The 15,176-nt window shown below is 72.1% G+C and carries 15 protein-coding genes; 9 read left to right on the forward strand and 6 right to left on the reverse strand.

What is annotated here, in order from left to right; translation table 11 throughout:
• Nucleotides 1-8: 8 nt before the first annotated feature.
• Both ACLQ2S_RS09345 and ACLQ2S_RS09350 read right to left on the reverse strand, forming a co-directional pair.
• Entirely contained in the window at nt 9-761 is a 753-nt protein-coding gene (locus ACLQ2S_RS09345) for a hypothetical protein (RefSeq protein ID WP_425701520.1), read from the reverse strand.
• 569 nt (nt 762-1,330) lie between these two features.
• Nucleotides 1,331-2,860 (reverse strand): alpha-N-arabinofuranosidase, encoded by a 1,530-nt coding sequence (locus tag ACLQ2S_RS09350; RefSeq protein WP_155216365.1) that lies wholly within the window; start codon nt 2,858-2,860, stop codon nt 1,331-1,333.
• A gap of 71 nt (nt 2,861-2,931) precedes the next feature.
• Here ACLQ2S_RS09350 and ACLQ2S_RS09355 point away from each other — a divergent pair, with 71 nt between their 5' ends.
• Nucleotides 2,932-3,639 (forward strand): hypothetical protein, encoded by a 708-nt coding sequence (locus ACLQ2S_RS09355; RefSeq protein WP_425701521.1) that lies wholly within the window; start codon nt 2,932-2,934, stop codon nt 3,637-3,639.
• 36 nt (nt 3,640-3,675) lie between these two features.
• On the opposite strand, the gene ACLQ2S_RS09360 is transcribed toward ACLQ2S_RS09355, so the two are convergent.
• Nucleotides 3,676-4,692: a LacI family DNA-binding transcriptional regulator gene (locus ACLQ2S_RS09360; RefSeq protein ID WP_309222965.1), complete on the reverse strand. Its 1,017-nt coding sequence runs from the start codon at nt 4,690-4,692 to the stop codon at nt 3,676-3,678.
• Nucleotides 4,693-4,958: 266 nt separating this feature from the next.
• On the opposite strand from ACLQ2S_RS09360, the gene ACLQ2S_RS09365 reads away from it, so the two are divergent.
• From ACLQ2S_RS09365 to ACLQ2S_RS09380, 4 genes are all read left to right on the forward strand, one after another.
• Nucleotides 4,959-6,110, forward strand: coding sequence for a Gfo/Idh/MocA family protein (locus ACLQ2S_RS09365; protein ID WP_155216359.1), 1,152 nt, complete (start codon nt 4,959-4,961; stop codon nt 6,108-6,110).
• The gene (locus ACLQ2S_RS09370) at nt 6,107-7,261 is read left to right on the forward strand and encodes a dihydrodipicolinate synthase family protein (protein ID WP_309222964.1); all 1,155 of its coding nucleotides are present in this window, start codon (nt 6,107-6,109) and stop codon (nt 7,259-7,261) included. Before ACLQ2S_RS09365 ends, ACLQ2S_RS09370 begins: the two co-directional genes overlap by 4 nt.
• Nucleotides 7,258-8,076, forward strand: coding sequence for a sugar phosphate isomerase/epimerase family protein (locus ACLQ2S_RS09375; protein WP_309222963.1), 819 nt, complete (start codon nt 7,258-7,260; stop codon nt 8,074-8,076). Before ACLQ2S_RS09370 ends, ACLQ2S_RS09375 begins: the two co-directional genes overlap by 4 nt.
• A 153-nt stretch (nt 8,077-8,229) precedes the next feature.
• Nucleotides 8,230-9,762, forward strand: a complete 1,533-nt coding sequence (locus ACLQ2S_RS09380) for a cell wall anchor protein (RefSeq protein WP_425701522.1) — start codon at nt 8,230-8,232, stop codon at nt 9,760-9,762.
• A 6-nt stretch (nt 9,763-9,768) separates the two neighbouring features.
• On the opposite strand, the gene ACLQ2S_RS09385 is transcribed toward ACLQ2S_RS09380, so the two are convergent.
• Complete coding sequence (locus tag ACLQ2S_RS09385) at nt 9,769-10,677, reverse strand: 5'-3' exonuclease (RefSeq protein ID WP_155216860.1); 909 nt, start codon at nt 10,675-10,677, stop codon at nt 9,769-9,771.
• Nucleotides 10,678-10,811: 134 nt separating this feature from the next.
• Nucleotides 10,812-11,039 (reverse strand): hypothetical protein, encoded by a 228-nt coding sequence (locus tag ACLQ2S_RS09390; RefSeq protein WP_155216355.1) that lies wholly within the window; start codon nt 11,037-11,039, stop codon nt 10,812-10,814.
• A 171-nt stretch (nt 11,040-11,210) separates the two neighbouring features.
• Here ACLQ2S_RS09390 and ACLQ2S_RS09395 point away from each other — a divergent pair, with 171 nt between their 5' ends.
• The 3 genes from ACLQ2S_RS09395 (at nt 11,211) to ACLQ2S_RS09405 (ending at nt 14,021) form a co-directional block, all read left to right on the forward strand.
• Nucleotides 11,211-12,326 (forward strand): M24 family metallopeptidase, encoded by a 1,116-nt coding sequence (locus tag ACLQ2S_RS09395; RefSeq protein ID WP_309222962.1) that lies wholly within the window; start codon nt 11,211-11,213, stop codon nt 12,324-12,326.
• Nucleotides 12,323-13,465, forward strand: a complete 1,143-nt coding sequence (locus ACLQ2S_RS09400) for an acyl-CoA dehydrogenase family protein (RefSeq protein ID WP_425701523.1) — start codon at nt 12,323-12,325, stop codon at nt 13,463-13,465. The genes ACLQ2S_RS09395 and ACLQ2S_RS09400 overlap by 4 nt, the downstream gene beginning before the upstream one ends.
• Before the next feature lie 85 nt (nt 13,466-13,550).
• Entirely contained in the window at nt 13,551-14,021 is a 471-nt protein-coding gene (locus tag ACLQ2S_RS09405) for an Lrp/AsnC family transcriptional regulator (protein WP_309222961.1), read from the forward strand.
• 11 nt (nt 14,022-14,032) lie between these two features.
• Here the strand turns inward: ACLQ2S_RS09405 and ACLQ2S_RS09410 are convergent, their stop codons facing one another.
• On the reverse strand, nt 14,033-14,641 hold the full coding sequence (locus ACLQ2S_RS09410; protein WP_155216351.1) for a histidine phosphatase family protein: 609 nt from the start codon (nt 14,639-14,641) through the stop codon (nt 14,033-14,035).
• Between the two features lie 263 nt (nt 14,642-14,904).
• Between ACLQ2S_RS09410 and ACLQ2S_RS09415 the strand changes: the two genes are divergently transcribed.
• On the forward strand, nt 14,905-15,099 hold the full coding sequence (locus ACLQ2S_RS09415; protein ID WP_155216349.1) for a CsbD family protein: 195 nt from the start codon (nt 14,905-14,907) through the stop codon (nt 15,097-15,099).
• The last annotated feature ends 77 nt before the right edge of the window (nt 15,100-15,176 follow it).

The following is a 15,176-nucleotide window of genomic DNA, read 5'->3' on the forward strand; positions in this document are numbered from 1 at the left end:
CCACCGGGTCAGTGGGAAGGGTCTGCCGGGTCCGGCACGTGTTCGAGCAGCACCGCCCGCAGGTGGCGCGGAGTGGTCGGGAGGGTGGCGGCTCCGACCGCGAACATCTGCGGGCTCTCCGGGGCTGCGGAGATGCCGTGCAACCTCATGCCGACCGCGTCCGGCGGCTGCGGTGCCGGCAGGCCGCGCCAGGCACCCGCGTACGTGGCCAGCGTCGCCTGCGACGCCGGAGAGTTCTCGACCAGCCACGGCTGTCCGGTCGGGTCGGTCGTCACGTCGGCCAGCGCGCCACCGGGCGCGTCCCGGATCGGCTCGAAGGATCCGGCCCGGCCGCGTACCGCCAACCCTCCGTCGCCGACCGCCCACAGCTCACCCGACGAGCGGCCCGCGAGGGCCGTGAACGAGGAGTCCTGTTCGCTTATGCCCACACCGACCGTACGCCAGCCGGAGCCGTCCCAGTGAAAGAGCAGGGGGCCCTTGAACCCCTGCCACGCGCCGTTGCCCGCTGCCCAGACGTCATCCGGGCGGAAGGCCCGGATCGCGGTGACGGTGCAGACGTTCGGCGTGCCGCCGAAGGACGTACCACCGGTGCGGCATTCGGCGGGTGACGGGTGCGACCGCCAGGAGTCACCGTCCCACTGCTCGATGATGACCTCGCTGCGGTCGTTGCCCACCACCCAGGTGTGCCCGCCTGCGACGGTGAGGCCGGTGACCAGCGCGACGTGTCCGCCGTGCCCCCGGGGAACGGCACCTCGCGCCACACGGTGCCGTCGAAGCGCAGAATGTGCGTCACCTGCTCCTCCGGAGTGGGTCCGGCGGTGCTGCCGACCACCCAGACGTTGGTGGGCGAGTCGGCCGCGACGAGCTCGAACCGACCGTGCCACGCGATCTCCGGCAGGGCGGCGCGTGCCCAGTTCGTCCCGTCCCACTGGAGGACCAACGGGGTGCCGGTGTCGTCCGGCTGTTCGGGGGAGTAGCCCTCGCTGCCGACCGCCCACGCGTGCGTGGCGTCCACCGTCACGACGTCCCACAGCACGCTGGTCGGCCCGGCCAGCTCCGGCAGCGTGGCCGGGCGCCAGGTGGGTGGGACCGCCTCGGCGACGGCCTTCGGTGAGCCGCCGGTGGCGGTCACCGAAGGATCCGCGGACGATGCTGTCCGGCTCGGTCTGTCACCGCAGCCCGACACCAGCAGCACGGCGACCATCGTCGCGGCGATCCTGCGCACGGCACTGATGATCGCAAGGCGATGCCACCCGGACATTCCCGCTGACCAACGGTCGCCGCCCGAGGACCACGCCCGCAGTGATACGAGCGGATCGCCGTCGGAGGGTCAGACCTCGCCGGGGTCGGTGCGCCGCGCGACCGTCAGCGCGGTCCACGACACGGGTGGCAGCTCGACGGTGAGTAGACCGTCGGAGAGCCGTGCGGTGTCGTTGGTCCGCAGCCCCACCCGGTTCGGGTCGCGCAGGTCGTTGGCGGCGCGTACGTCGGTGTCCCAGATCCCCCGGGCCGAGACCGCACCGGTCGGCTGGCAGGCGCTCAGGTCGATCGTCACGGTCGTGGCCTCGGTGAGGTGCCGGTTCTGGAGGAAGATCGACATCTCGTCCCCGGCGCTGGTGGCGGCGGCGGCCACCACCGGCACCGAGCCGAAGGTCGCGGTGGTCGTCTCGTCGGTGTCGGCCAGGACCCGCAGCGCGTCGCCCCGGGCGGCGTGCGAGGTCACCGAGAACGGGAAGAACGTCGTCTGCCGCCACGCCGGTCCACCCGGCTCGGTCATGATCGGTGCGATCACGTTGACCAGTTGCGCGAGGTTCGCCGAGGTGACCCGGTCGGCATGGTTGAGCAGGCTGATCAGCAGGCCGCCGAGGACGACGGCGTCGGCGACGGTGTAGCGGTCCTCCAGCAGGCGCGGGGCCACCGGCCAGTCGTCGATGGTGAAGGTGCGGGCCCGCTCCTGCCACCGGGTCATGTACCAGATGTTCCACTCGTCGAACGCGAGATCGACGCGCTTGGGCGAGCGCTTGACCGCGCGGACGTGGTCGACGGTCGCCACCACGGACTCGATGTAGGTGTCCATGTCGATCCCGGAGGCGAGGAAGCTGGCGAGATCCCCGTCGTGCTCCTCGTAGTACGCGTGGCAGGAGATGTAGTCGACGTCGTCGTACGCGTGCGTCAGCACCACGCGTTCCCACTCGCCGAAGGTGGGCATGCCCCGGCCGGACGAGCCGCAGGCGACCAGTTCCAGGTCCCGGTCGACCTGTCGCATCGCCTTCGCGGTCATCGACGCGAGCTTGCCGTAGTCCTCGGCGTTGCGGTGGCCGAGCTGCCAGGGCCCGTCCATCTCGTTGCCGAGGCACCACATGCGGATGTCGAACGGCTCCTGGCGACCGTTGGCGGCCCGCTGCGCGGCGCGGGCGGTGCCGGCCGGCACGTTGGTGTACTCCAGCAGCTCGACGGCCTCCTTCGGGCCCCGGGTGCCGAGGTTGACGGCCAGCATCAGCTCACTGCCGACGAGTTCCAGCCAGTGCTGGAACTCGTGCAGGCCGACCTGGTTCGTCTCGGTGGAGTGCCAGGCCAGATCGAGGCGGTGTGGACGCTCGGCCACCGGCCCGATGCCGTCCTCCCAGTTGTAGCCGGAGACGAAGTTGCCGCCCGGGTACCGGATCGTGCTGACCCCGAGCTCCTTGACCAGCTCGACCACGTCCCGCCGGAACCCGTCCGGTCCGGCGCTCGGATGCCCGGGCTCGTGGATGCCGTCGTAGATGTGCCGACCGAGATGCTCGACGAATCCGCCGAAGAGGCGGCGACGGACCGGTCCGATGGTGAAGGCCGGGTTGACGGTGAGGTGCGCGCGGGGCATGGGTCTCCTAACGGTGCTCAGCCACGATAACGTTTTCGGTGACGGTAGACGAGCCCCGGAAAGGGCACTACATGCGCTTCTCTCGCCTTGCCGGCATCGCCGGCATCGGGTTCGTCGCGATCCTGGTCGCGGCGAACCTCCTCCTGACGGCGGCGGGTTTCCCGACCCCGTCCGAGCGCGCATCCGTCGAGGAGATCGCCGCGGTCTACGCCACCGGGGCCGGGTCACTGCGACTGGCATCGGCGCTCCTACCGGCGGCCTGGTTGCTGGCCACCGTCTTCGCCGTCGGGGTCTGCGCCCGCCTCGGACGCTCCGAGCGGGGCGGCGTCGACCCGTGGTCCCTGGTCGGTCTCGCCGGCGTGCTCATGCAGTCGGTGGTGTTCACCAGCGTCGAGGCCACCCGCCTGGCCCTGATGTCCGCCGCCGAGGACGGCTCGGGCGACGTCGCCGGACTGTGGGGCCTGCACACCGCCCTGTTCGGCTTCAACCAGGTGTTCCTGGCGACGGCACTCGTCGGCTTCTCGATGGCCGGCGTCCGTAACGGCGTCATCGCCCGCTGGCACGCCGTCATCGGCTTCCTCGCCGCTGTGCTGCTGTTCGTCACCGCGACGACAAGCCCGTACGGCGTCGGCGACACCAACCCGCTCGCCCTGCTCGGCCTCGTCGGCTGGCTGCTCTGGTTGGTGTGGATCGTGGCGTACAGCGTCACCCTGATCCGGCACGCACCCGAGCCGTCGGCGTCCACCACCGGTGCCGACACCGCCTCCGCCGGTACGTGACCGCACGACGATCGCCGACGGAGACCGGCAGGCGTGTCACCTCGGGGCGGGACCGGCGCTGTCGCGGAAGATCAGCTCGGCGGGCAGCGACTCCACCCGGGGCCCGGCGGCTCCCGGGTCGAGGGCCAGCGCCATCGCGCGGGAGCCCATCTCGACCAGCGGCAACCGGACGGTGGTCAGCGCCGGTGTGACGTCGCGGGCCATCGGCATGTCGTCGAAACCGAAGACACTGACCCGCTGGGGCACCGGCACCGCGCGGTCGCGCAGCAGGGCCAGCGCGCCGATCGCCATCGAGTCGTTGAGTGCCGCGATGGCGGTCAGCCCGGGCTCCGCGTCGAGCAGCGCCGCAGTGGCCTCGGCACCGCCGTCACGGTCGAAGTTCGCGTACCGGACGCGGTGTTCCGGCAGTTCCCGACCGTGCTCGGCGAGGGCGGCGCGTAGCCCGGTGAGCCGGTCGGTCGTGGTGGTCAGCACCCGGGGGCCGGCGACCACACCGATGTGTTCGTGGCCGAGGCGGCACAGTTCCCGCCCGAGCAGCTCGCCGCCGCCCCGGTTGTCCGGCATCACCGCGTCGCCGGAGTGCTCGTGGCGGCCGATCACCGCGACCCGTCCGCCGGTGGCCTCGTACGCGGTGAGCTTGCCGTTGAGCAGCCGGGTGAAGTCGGCGTCGTGGTATCCGGAACCGGCCAGGATGATGGCGGCGACCTGCTGGCCGCGCAGCAGCTCGACGTACTCCAGTTCCCGTTCCGGGTCGCGGTAGCTGTTGCAGATCATCAACAGTCGGCCCTGGTCGGTGGCGACCCGTTGCAGACCTCGGGTGATCTCGGCGAAGTACGGGTCGGAGACGTCGTGCACGATCACGCCGACGGCGCCGCGATGCGAGCGGGCCAGCAGTTGGGCGTGGGCGTTGGGCACGTACTGCAACTCGGCGACGGCCCGCAGCACCCGCTCGCGCAGCTCCTCGGTGACCGGCTTGCTGCTGCCGTTGATCACGCGGGAGGCGGTGGCCGGTGAGACACCGGCCCGTCGGGCCACATCGGACAGCGTCGCCACACCCGCCCCCTCACGCGTCGCGTCGGCCGCTGCCGTGGCGACCAGCCACACCGTACCGCAGTGAGGATGCTTCTCAGGTGCCCGGTAAACGCAGGTCATGGCGGCGGGCCGGGGCCGCTGCCGAGCGCTCCGGCGGTGGATCCGCGGTGACGCAAGCCGAAACTTCCGCGGTCAGGTAAGCCCTTGCCTGGCTGTGACGGCACCACCTAGGCTTGTAGGAAAGCGCTTACCTGACCGCTTCGGGTGGGTACGACGGAAGGATCCCCATGACCCGTAGGTCGATCGGCATCATCGTGAACGGCGTCACCGGCCGGATGGGATACCGGCAGCACCTGGTGCGCTCCCTGCTGGCCATCCGCTCCGCCGGTGGCGTGCCGTTGGCCGACGGCACCACGATCTGGCCACAGCTCGTCCTCGTCGGCCGCAGCGAGGCCAAACTGCGCCAGATCGCCGAACGGCACGGCCTGGACGACTGGACCACCGACCTGAGCGCCGCGTTGTCCCGCGACGACGTGCAGGTCTACTTCGACGCGCAGGTGACCCAGCAGCGGGAGAAAGCCATCCGGCAGGCCATCGAGGCCGGTAAGCACATCTACACCGAGAAGCCCCTCGCCGAGGACACCGCCGCCGCTTCGGACCTGGCCCGCGCCGCGCGGGCCGCCGGCGTACGCACCGGTGTGGTGCAGGACAAGCTCTTCCTGCCGGGGCTGCGCAAACTCAAGCGCCTGCTCGACGGGGGCTTCTTCGGCCGGGTGCTGTCGGTGCGCGGCGAGTTCGGCTACTGGGTCTTCGAGGGCGACTGGCAGCCGGCGCAACGGCCGTCCTGGAACTACCGGGCCGCCGACGGCGGCGGCATCGTGGTGGACATGTTCCCGCACTGGCACTACGTGCTGGCGGAGCTGTTCGGCGAGGTGCGCGCGGTCTCCGCGACCGTCGCCACGCACATCCCGCGCCGCGTGGACGAGGCCGGACGCCCCTACGAGGCCACCGCCGACGACGCCGCCTACGGCGTCTTCGAGCTGGAGGGTGGCGTGATCGCCCAGCTCAACTCGTCCTGGTGCGTGCGGGTGTTCCGCGACGAACTGGTCGAGTTCCAGGTCGACGGCACCGAGGGCAGCGCGGTGGCCGGGCTGCGGCGCTGCCGGGTGCAGCACCGGGCGGTCACCCCCAAGCCGGTCTGGAACCCGGACCTGCCGATCACCGAGGACTTCCGTTCGCAGTGGACGGAGGTGCCGGACAACGAGGACTTCGACAACGGCTTCAAGGTGCAGTGGGAGGCGTTCCTGCGGCACGTCGCCACCGGCGAGCCGTTCCGGTGGGACTTCCTGGCCGGTGCCCGTGGGGTGCAACTGGCCGAGCTGGGCCTGGTGTCGGCCCGCGAGGGTCGCCGCGTCGAGGTGCCGGAGCTGTCCCTGTGAGCGGCGCGGAGGTGACCCTGCCCGGCGGACGTCGCCTGCGGCTCTCCGGCGGCGCCGGACATCCCCGCCCGGAGAGCCCGCCGACCTGCCGCATCGCGTACGCCGCCGCGCACGTGGTGGCCGACCCGACCGCCGACAACACCCCGGGTGCCCCGGCGGTGCTGGACTGGGAGCGGACCCTCGCCTTCCGTCGGCACCTCTGGTCCTACGGGCTGGGGGTGGCCGAGGCGATGGACACCGCGCAGCGCGGCATGGGCCTGGACTATCCCGCCACCCGGGAGCTGATCCGCCGCAGCGCGGCGCAGGCCCGCGCCGCCGGTGGGCGGATCGTCGCCGGGGTCGCCACCGACCAGCTGCCGCCCGGCCCGGCGACCCTCGCCGAGGTCACCGCCGCCTACCGCGAACAGCTCGACGACGTGCAGGCCGCCGGGGCGGTGCCGGTGCTGATGTGCAGCCGGCACCTGGCCGCCGCCGCCCGTGGCCCCGAGGACTACCTGCGGGTGTACGACGAACTGCTGGCCGCCGCCGACCGACCGGTGGTGCTGCACTGGCTCGGCCCGATGTTCGACCCGGCGCTGTCCGGTTACTGGGGCACCACCGACCTGGACCTGGCCGCCGACACCGTGGTCGAGCTGCTGAAGACCCACGCGTCGAGAGTGGACGGCATCAAGGTGTCGCTGCTCGACGCGGGGCGCGAGGTGGCGTTGCGCCGCCGACTACCGGCGGGGGTACGCCTCTACACCGGCGACGACTTCCACTACCCGGAACTCATCCGGGGCGACGAGGTCGGCCACTCCGACGCGTTGCTCGGGGTCTTCGCCGCCATCGCACCGGCCGCGTCGGCGGCGCTGGCCGCCCTCGACCGTGGCGACCACGGCGCGTACGACCAGATCCTCGCCCCGACCGTGCCGCTGGCCCGGCACCTGTTCGCCGCACCCACCTGGTACTACAAGACGGGCATCGTGTTCCTCGCCTGGCTGGCCGGGCACCAGGAGCACTTCACGATGGTCGGCGGGTTGCAGTCCGGCCGCTCCCCGGAGCACCTGGGCGTCCTGCTCACTCTCGCCGACGCCGCCGGCCTGCTGCCCGACGCCGAGTCGGCCGCCGCCCGGGCTCGTGCCTTCTTCACCGTGGCCGGGGTGGCCCAGTGAGCGGGGACCGGGCGGCCCTGCGCCGGTTCTCGTTCAACCAGGCCACCGCCCAGCACTGGCCGCTGCCCGACGTCGTCGCCGGGTGCGTCGCCGCTGGCGTACCGGGTATCGGCCTGTGGCGGGAACCGGTCGCCGAGTACGGGCTCGGGCGCGCCGCGAAGCTGGTCCGCGACGCCGGGCTGACGGTCACCAGCCTGTGCCGGGGCGGGTTCTTCACCGCCGACGACTGGCGGGAGCAGAACCTGCGCGCCATCGACGAGGCGGTCACCCTCGGCGCCCCGGTCCTGGTGCTGGTCTCCGGTGGCCTGGCGGCGGGCAGCCGGGACATCGACGGTGCGCGAGCCCGGGTGGCCGACGCGGTCGCCGAACTCGCTCCGTACGCCGACGACGCCGGGGTGAGGCTGGCCATCGAACCGCTGCACCCGATGTTCGCCGCCGACCGGTGCGTCATCGCCACGCTCGGCCAGGCGCTGGACATCGCCGAGCGGTTCGACCCGGGGGTGGTGGGTGTGGTGGTGGACGCCTACCACGTGTGGTGGGACGACACCGTCTACGACCAGATCGCCCGCGCGGGCCGGTGGATCGCCGCCTTCCAGGTCTGTGACTGGGTCACCCCGTTGCCGGAGGGGGTGCTGCTCGGCCGGGCGCTGCCCGGTGACGGCTGCATCGAGCTGCGGCGGCTGCGTGAGGCGGTGGACGCGGCGGGCTACACCGGGCCGATCGAGGTGGAGGTCTTCAACGCCGAGGTCTGGGCCCGGCCCGGCGACCAGGTCCTGGCCGCCGCCATCGACGGCTACCTGCACGCGGTCACCTGACCCGGTTCGGTACCGCGGGACGCCCGGTGTCCGGCGGTACCGGACCGAGCGGGTGCTGACGGACGTGGGCCACCTGGTTCCGGTGACCGGGGCAGCCGTGAGAGTCTTACCCGGCTCAGCTCTCGCGGTTTCACCGTTCTCGAGGGACTCGCCATGCAGACCCATGTTCTCCGCCGGTGGCTCGCCGGCACGGCCGTCGTCGGCATGCTCGTCACGGTGGCCGCCGGTGCGCCGGCCGCCGCCGAGCCGGCGGCGACCACAGTGGTGAGCGTCAACAACGTCCTGGTCGCCGCCGACGGCCCACCGAAGTGGGTCTCGCTGCGCCTACGCGGCGACCAGCAGGTCGGCACCTACGCCGTGCGGGTGGACCGCAGCGCCGTCATGTCGTTCGCAGAGGTCGACCAGGGTGACGACGGGGAGTTCTGCACGGTGGAGGGCGCGATCCTCACCTGCCGGTTGACGATCGGCAGCGACTGGGGATCGGAGCTGTTCAGCCTCGCGGTGCGGGCGACCACGGACGCGCAACTGGGCCAGCAGGGGGATCTGCTGTTCACCGTCACCACGCCGGACGGGACCACCGGGACCTACCGGTCCACGGTCACCGTGGGCGAAGGGGTCGATCTCGCCACCGAGCGGACGCTGACCCTCGACAGCCCCCTGGGCGCCCGCGTCGACGTGCCGTTGACGGTGCGCAACCGGGGCACGACGACCGCGCACGGCCTGGTGTTGTACCTGTCCGGGTCGTACGGGTACACCCCCTCGAAGCGGTACGAGAACTGCGAGTACAGCGAACCGGACCTCGACAGCAGCTCCTTCGCCTGCACCTTCGACAACTCGGTGGAGCCCGGCGAGGTGCTCCAGGTGGACTCCACCTTCGGCGGAACGGTCCCGGCCGACAGCTGGGCGCCGAACCTGCACCACAGCTACGCGCTCTGGTTCACCCCCGCCGACTGGGCGGAGTACCGCTCCCGGTTGTCCTCCACCGGGCCGCTCGGTCCGAAGGGGAGCGACGACGCCCTGACGCTGGTGCCGGTCAGCGCGGCGCAGGCCAGAGCGCACCGGCAGACCGACACCGACAGCTTCGACAACGAAACCCGGATCACGCTGACCGTCGACGGCGACCAGCGGGCCGACGTGGCCGCCGAGGGGGCCACCATCACCGCAGCGGTCGGCGACACCGTCACGATGCGGGTCGGCTACCTCAACCACGGCCCGGCGAGTGCCGGGCCCAACGGTCAGCGGGGCCTCAACATCGAGACCATCGTGACCCTACCGACCGCCGTCACCGCGGTCACCGCTCCGCAGTCCTGCGTCGACCAGGCGGAGGACGAGTGGCAGCCCGGCAAGCCGGGCGCGCGGGTCTACCTGTGCCTTGCTCGCGGCACGATCAGCGTTGGTGAGCAGATGGGTTACGAGTTCGACGTGCGGATCGACCGGGCCGGTGGCAAGGACGGCACGGTCCGGCTGCGCACCTTCGACGGTGACGGCGCGGTCGCCGACCTCGACCCGGCCAACGACACCGCGACGATCCAGGTGCGGCTCTCCGGCGGCGGCGGAGGCGGAGGGTCGTTGCCGATCACCGGCACCCCGATCGGCCTGATCGTCGGTGTCGGTCTCGTGCTGATCGTCGCCGGGGCCCTCGGCTACCTGCTGGCCCGCCGCGGCCGGATCCGGTTCATCGTCTGAGCCGGGTCAGCCCGCCGGGGTACGGGAGGCGAGCGCGTCGACCAGGCGTCGGGTGGAGCCGGCGAGGTTCCACCGCTCGGCCAGGTCGAGCAGCCGTCGCGGGTCGGCCGGTGCCGCCGGCAGCTCGGTCGCCAGGGCGGGCAGCGGCACGTCCAGGGCGACCCGCACCACCTTCGGTGCCACGGCCAGGTAGTCGCGTGCCGCGTTGAGCTTGGTCCGCAGCCCGGGTGCGAAACCGGCGGCCGGGTCGTCGAGGGCGGCGAGGATGCCGGCGATGTCGCCGTACCTGTCGATCAGCCGGGCGGCGGTCTTCTCGCCGACCCCGGCCACTCCGGGCAGCCCGTCGGAGGGGTCGCCACGGAGCGCGGCGAACTCGGCGTACCGGTCGGCGGGCACCCCGTAGCGGGCGCGTACCGCGGCGTCGTCGCAGTCGTCCAGCTTGGCCACGCCCCGCCCGATGTAGAGCAGCCGCACTCCCCGGGCGTCGTCGACCAGCTGGAACAGGTCCCGGTCGCCGGAGACCACCTCCACCGGGCCGGGTTGGGTGACCGACAGGGTGCCCAGCACGTCGTCGGCCTCGTAGCCGGCCGCCCCGACGACGGTCACCCCCAGCGCGTCGAGCACCTCCAGGATCATCGGCACCTGCGGGGTGAGGGTGTCCGGCACCACCTCGCCGCCCTCGGGAGCGACCCGGTGTGCCTTGTACGACGGCAGCAGCGCGACCCGCCAGTCGGGCCGCCAGTCGTGGTCCATCGCGCACACCATCCGACCGGGCCGCCGGGTGCGTACCAGGCTGGCGAGCATGTCGAGGAACCCACGCACGGCGTTGACCGGCTGACCGTCGGTGGTCTTCGCGGCGGATTCGGGGATGCCGTGGAACGCCCGGAAGTAGAGACTGGGCGCGTCGATGAGCATGATCGGGGTCTGCGCTGTCACGCTCGACAGCCTGGCACACCCCACTGACGTTCACCGCGCACGGCAGGCCGTCGGGGCGTTGCGGGTGATGCGACGAAGGAGGCACCGATGACCGTTCCGGCCCGGTCGCGCGGTCAGCTCGCACCGGCCGGGCCCCGCCCGCCGCGCCGCTTGACCACGTACGGCAGCACGAACAGGTACAGACCGGTGAACATGAGCAGGGCCAGCGGCAGCAGCGGTAGGTAGGAGATCCAGACGATCGGATCCTCCTGGGCGAGCGCGACGAAGGTGACGATGACGGTCACCGTGAACACGATCGCCAGCCACCGGTGGATCTGCCGGATCCAGTTGTTCCCGCTCATCGGTACCTCCTGTGTGTGGCGGTATCAGCTCGGGCGATCGCCCGGCCGGGAGAAGCTGATGGCCAAGCTAGTGAGGTCCGACGGTCGATGCTTCTCGAATCCTGACCGGTCCGCGTCGGTGGCTTCGACACCGTCCGCCCACCACACCCAAACGACCGTTAAGCTAGCTGGGTGGGGTTCGAGGACCTGTATCCGCCGGGGCGACTGGTCACCGCGCAGCGTGCCGTCGCCGCCGCCGGGCTGGACGCGTTGCTGCTCAGCCCCGGCTCCGATCTGCGTTACCTGACCGGGTACGACGCGCACGCCGGTGAGCGGCTGACCCTGCTGGTGCTGCCGGCCGAGGGTGAACCGACGCTGATCGTGCCGACCCTGGAACGGCCGGCGGCCGAGGCGTCGCCGGCACCGGCCACCGGGGTACGCATCGTCGACCACGCCGACGGCACCGACCCGTACCCGCTGGTGACCGCCGCCCTCGGCGGACCGGTCGGCGAGGTCGGTCTGGCCGACCGGATGTGGGCCGAGCAGGTGCTGGCGCTGCGGGCGGCACTGCCCGACGCCCGGCAGCGGCTCGCCTCGTCGGTGCTGCGGGAACTGCGTGTCCACAAGTCGGCCGCGGAGGTGGAGGCCCTGGCCGAGGCGGGCGCGGCGATCGACTCGGTACACGCCCGGATGGGGGAGTGGCTACGGCCGGGGCGCACCGAGGTGGAGGTGGCCACCGACATCGCCGCCGCGATCCGGGCGGCCGGGCACGTCACCGTCGACTTCGTCATCGTGGCCGCCGGGCCGAACGGCGCCAGCCCGCACCACGGCACCTCCGACCGGCCGATCGGCCGGGGTGAGCCGGTCGTGGTGGACATCGGCGGCACCATGCCCTCGGGCTACCGTTCCGACTGCACCCGCACCTACCTGGCCGGCGGCACCGCACCGCCCGGGTTCCTCGACTACTACGCGGTGCTGCACGAGGCACAGTGTGCCGCCGTGGCGGCGGTCCGCCCCGGGGTGAGCGCCGCGACCGTGGACGCCGCCGCCCGTACCCCGATCACCGCAGCCGGGTACGGCGAGGCGTTCCTGCACCGCACCGGTCACGGCATCGGCCTGGACGGCCACGAGGAGCCGTACGTGGTGGCCGGAAACGATCGGCCGTTGGCGGCGGGAATGACCTTCTCCGTCGAGCCCGGCATCTACCTGGCCGGGCGGCACGGTGCCCGGATCGAGGACATCGTCGTCTGCACGACGGACGGCGTACGACGGCTCAACACCACCCCCACGGAGCTGATCACACTATGACTGTCGACCGGATCCTGCCCTCCGACGAGGCACACGACCTGCTGGAGTTGGCCACCGAGTTGGCCGACCGGGAACTCGCGCCGAAGGTGGTCGAGTACGAACGGCGGGGTGAGTTCCCCCGGGAGGTGCTGCGCACGCTGGGCCGAGCGGGCCTGCTCGGCCTGCCCTACCCGGAGGAGTACGGGGGCGCCGCCCAGCCGTACGAGGTCTACCTACAGGTGCTGGAGATCCTGGCCAGCCGCTGGCTCGGGGTCGCCGAGGCGGTCAGCGTGCACACCCTGTCCTGCCACCCGGTCGCCACGTTCGGCAGTGAACAACAGCGCAAGCTGCTGCCCGACATGATCGGCGGCGAGTTGCTCGGGGCGTACTGCCTGTCGGAGCCGCAGGGCGGCTCGGACGCGGCGTCGCTGACCACCCGGGCGGTGCGCGACGGGGACAGCTACGTGGTCACCGGCACCAAGGCGTGGATCACGCACGCGCAGGTGGCCGACTTCTACAACATCTTCTGCCGTACCGGCGGGCCGGGCTCGCGTGGCATCTCCTGCCTGCTGGCCGACCGGGCCACTCCCGGCATCCTTCCGCAGGCCGCCGAGCGCACCATGGGGTTGCGTTCCTCGCCCGTGGCGCAGGTGGTCTTCGACGAGGCCCGGGTGCCGGCCGACCGGCTGATCGGTGACGCGGGGGCGGGTTTCACCATCGCCATGTCCGCTCTGGACTCTGGGCGGCTGGGCATCGCCGCCTGCGCGGTCGGGCTGGCCCAGGCGGCGCTGGACTACGCGGTGGACTACGCCCGGCAACGCGAGCAGTTCGGGAAGGCGATCATCGACTTCCAGGGCCTCGGCTTCATCCTGGCCGACCTGGCCACCCAGATCTCCGCCGCCCGGGCGTTGACCCTGTCCGCGGCGCGGCTGCGGGACGCCGGGCGGCCGTACTCGATCGAGGCGGCCAAGGCGAAGTTGTTCGCCACGGACGTGGCGATGCGGGTGACCGTGGAGGCGGTGCAGGTCCTCGGCGGCGCGGGATACGTCGCCGACCACCCGGTCGAGCGGTACCTGCGGGAGGCGAAGGTGTTGCAGATCGTGGAGGGCACCAACCAGATCCAGCGCCTGGTGATCTCCCGGGCGTTGGCGAAGGGCTGACCGACCGCGACCGTCGACCTGCGGATGGCGACGGCGGGCGGCTTGTCGGTCGCGTTGACCGGCCGTAGGCGGTAGGTTCCACGCCGTGGAGGAGATCGACCGCGCCATCGTGGTGGCGCTGACCGCGGACGGCCGACTGTCGTACACGGATCTGGCGGAGAAGGTCGGCCTGTCGGTCTCGGCGGTGCACCAGCGGGTGCGTCGGTTGGAGCAGCGCGGGGTCATCAAGGGCTATGCGGCGCGGGTCTCCTTCGAGGCGCTGGATCTGCCCCTGACGGCGTTCGTGGCGATCCGGCCGTTCGACCCGTCGCAGCCGGACGACGCGCCGGAACGGCTGGCTCACCTGCCGGAGATCGACTCGTGCTACTCGGTGGCGGGGGAGGACTTCTACCTGCTGCTGGTCCGGGTGGCCGGTCCGGCCGATCTGGAGCGGGTGCTTCAGGAGATCAGGACGGCGGCCAACGTCACCACCCGGACGACGGTCGTGCTGTCCACCCCGTACGAGCATCGGCCACCGAAGGTGGGGCGGGAGCCGACGGTCCCGCCGCCCCGCTGATCGACGGCTGGTCAGTGGCGGGCCGTGGCGGCGCGTTGTTCGGGCGGTGCGGGCGGTGGTTGGTTCCACCGGAGGATCACCGGGCGGCCGTGTTCGTGGCCGAGCACGCTGAGGGTGGCGGTGTCCAGGCGGAACAGCCCGCCGGCGGACGGGGGCAGGCCGAGCCAGCGGGCCCCCAGCACGCGTAACGCGTGTGCGTGGCCGACCAGTGCGACCGGTCCCTGGTCGAGCAGGGGGTGCAGCTTGGCGAGCAGCCGGTCGAGGCGTGCGCCGATCTCGTGGGGTGACTCGCCGCCCGGACACCCGTCGGTCCACACGCTCCAGCCGGGGTGTTCCTGCTGGATCTGCGCGGTGGTGCGGCCCTCGTAGTCGCCGTAGTGCCATTCGGCGAGGTCGTCGTCGGTGTCGGTGACGGCCAGCCCGGCCAGCTGCGCGGTGCGTCGGGCCCGTAGCCGGGGGCTGGTCAGCACGGCGGCGAACCGCCGTCCGGCCAGGGCCGGTCCGAGTGCGCGGGCCTGCCGCTCGCCGTCGGGGGTGAGGGGCAGGTCGGTGTACGAGGTGTGCCGACGGCTGGCGCTCCAGCTGGTCTCCCCGTGCCGGACGAGCACGATCTCGCTCATGCCGTCGAGCCCTGACGTCGCCCGGCACACACCGCCGGGTGGTCTCCGGTTCGCAGGCCCATGGCCTCAGTCAACCAGCCGGGCGGGCCCCGCTGCCGGACACCGTCAGGATCTACCGCCCACTTTCTAGTATCCTAGGATGGCTTAGCGGATGTGGCAGCCACCACCCACCCGCACAGCCGTTTCAGCTCGCCGCACCGGGGGACACGACACACAGCGGAGCGGTCCGCTCCGTGCTACGCCGACCAGGCAGGGGAGACGACATGAGCTTCACCGACAAGGCGAAGAACAAGGTCGAGGAACTGAGCGGCGCCGCCAGGGAGCGCATCGGCGAGATGACCGACAACGAGCGCATGCGGGCCGAGGGCGCCAGTCAGCAGAGCGAAGCGCGCGCCCGTGAGGCCGGTGAGAAGGTCAAGGAGGCCGGGCGGAACGCGAAGGACGCCGTCACGAAGTGACCGTCCAGCCGAACGGGCCGCCGGGTTGAACCCGGCGGCCCGTTCGTGCTCGGTGACGGCCAGCAGGTGGTGTCGCC

The sequence above is a fragment of the Micromonospora sp. DT48 genome, from assembly GCF_049844495.1.
In the GTDB taxonomy this organism is placed as follows: Bacteria; Actinomycetota; Actinomycetes; order Mycobacteriales; family Micromonosporaceae; genus Micromonospora.

Coding starts and splice junctions, on each gene's coding strand:
- ACLQ2S_RS09350 (WP_155216365.1), bottom strand. CDS start 2,860: ATGCCCCGCGCGCACCTCACCGTCAACCCGGCCTTCACCATCGGACCG.
- ACLQ2S_RS09355 (WP_425701521.1), top strand. CDS start 2,932: ATGCGCTTCTCTCGCCTTGCCGGCATCGCCGGCATCGGGTTCGTCGCG.
- ACLQ2S_RS09365 (WP_155216359.1), top strand. CDS start 4,959: ATGACCCGTAGGTCGATCGGCATCATCGTGAACGGCGTCACCGGCCGG.
- ACLQ2S_RS09380 (WP_425701522.1), top strand. CDS start 8,230: ATGCAGACCCATGTTCTCCGCCGGTGGCTCGCCGGCACGGCCGTCGTC.
- ACLQ2S_RS09385 (WP_155216860.1), bottom strand. CDS start 10,677: ATGCTCATCGACGCGCCCAGTCTCTACTTCCGGGCGTTCCACGGCATC.
- ACLQ2S_RS09390 (WP_155216355.1), bottom strand. CDS start 11,039: ATGAGCGGGAACAACTGGATCCGGCAGATCCACCGGTGGCTGGCGATC.
- ACLQ2S_RS09400 (WP_425701523.1), top strand. CDS start 12,323: ATGACTGTCGACCGGATCCTGCCCTCCGACGAGGCACACGACCTGCTG.
- ACLQ2S_RS09410 (WP_155216351.1), bottom strand. CDS start 14,641: ATGAGCGAGATCGTGCTCGTCCGGCACGGGGAGACCAGCTGGAGCGCC.
- ACLQ2S_RS09415 (WP_155216349.1), top strand. CDS start 14,905: ATGAGCTTCACCGACAAGGCGAAGAACAAGGTCGAGGAACTGAGCGGC.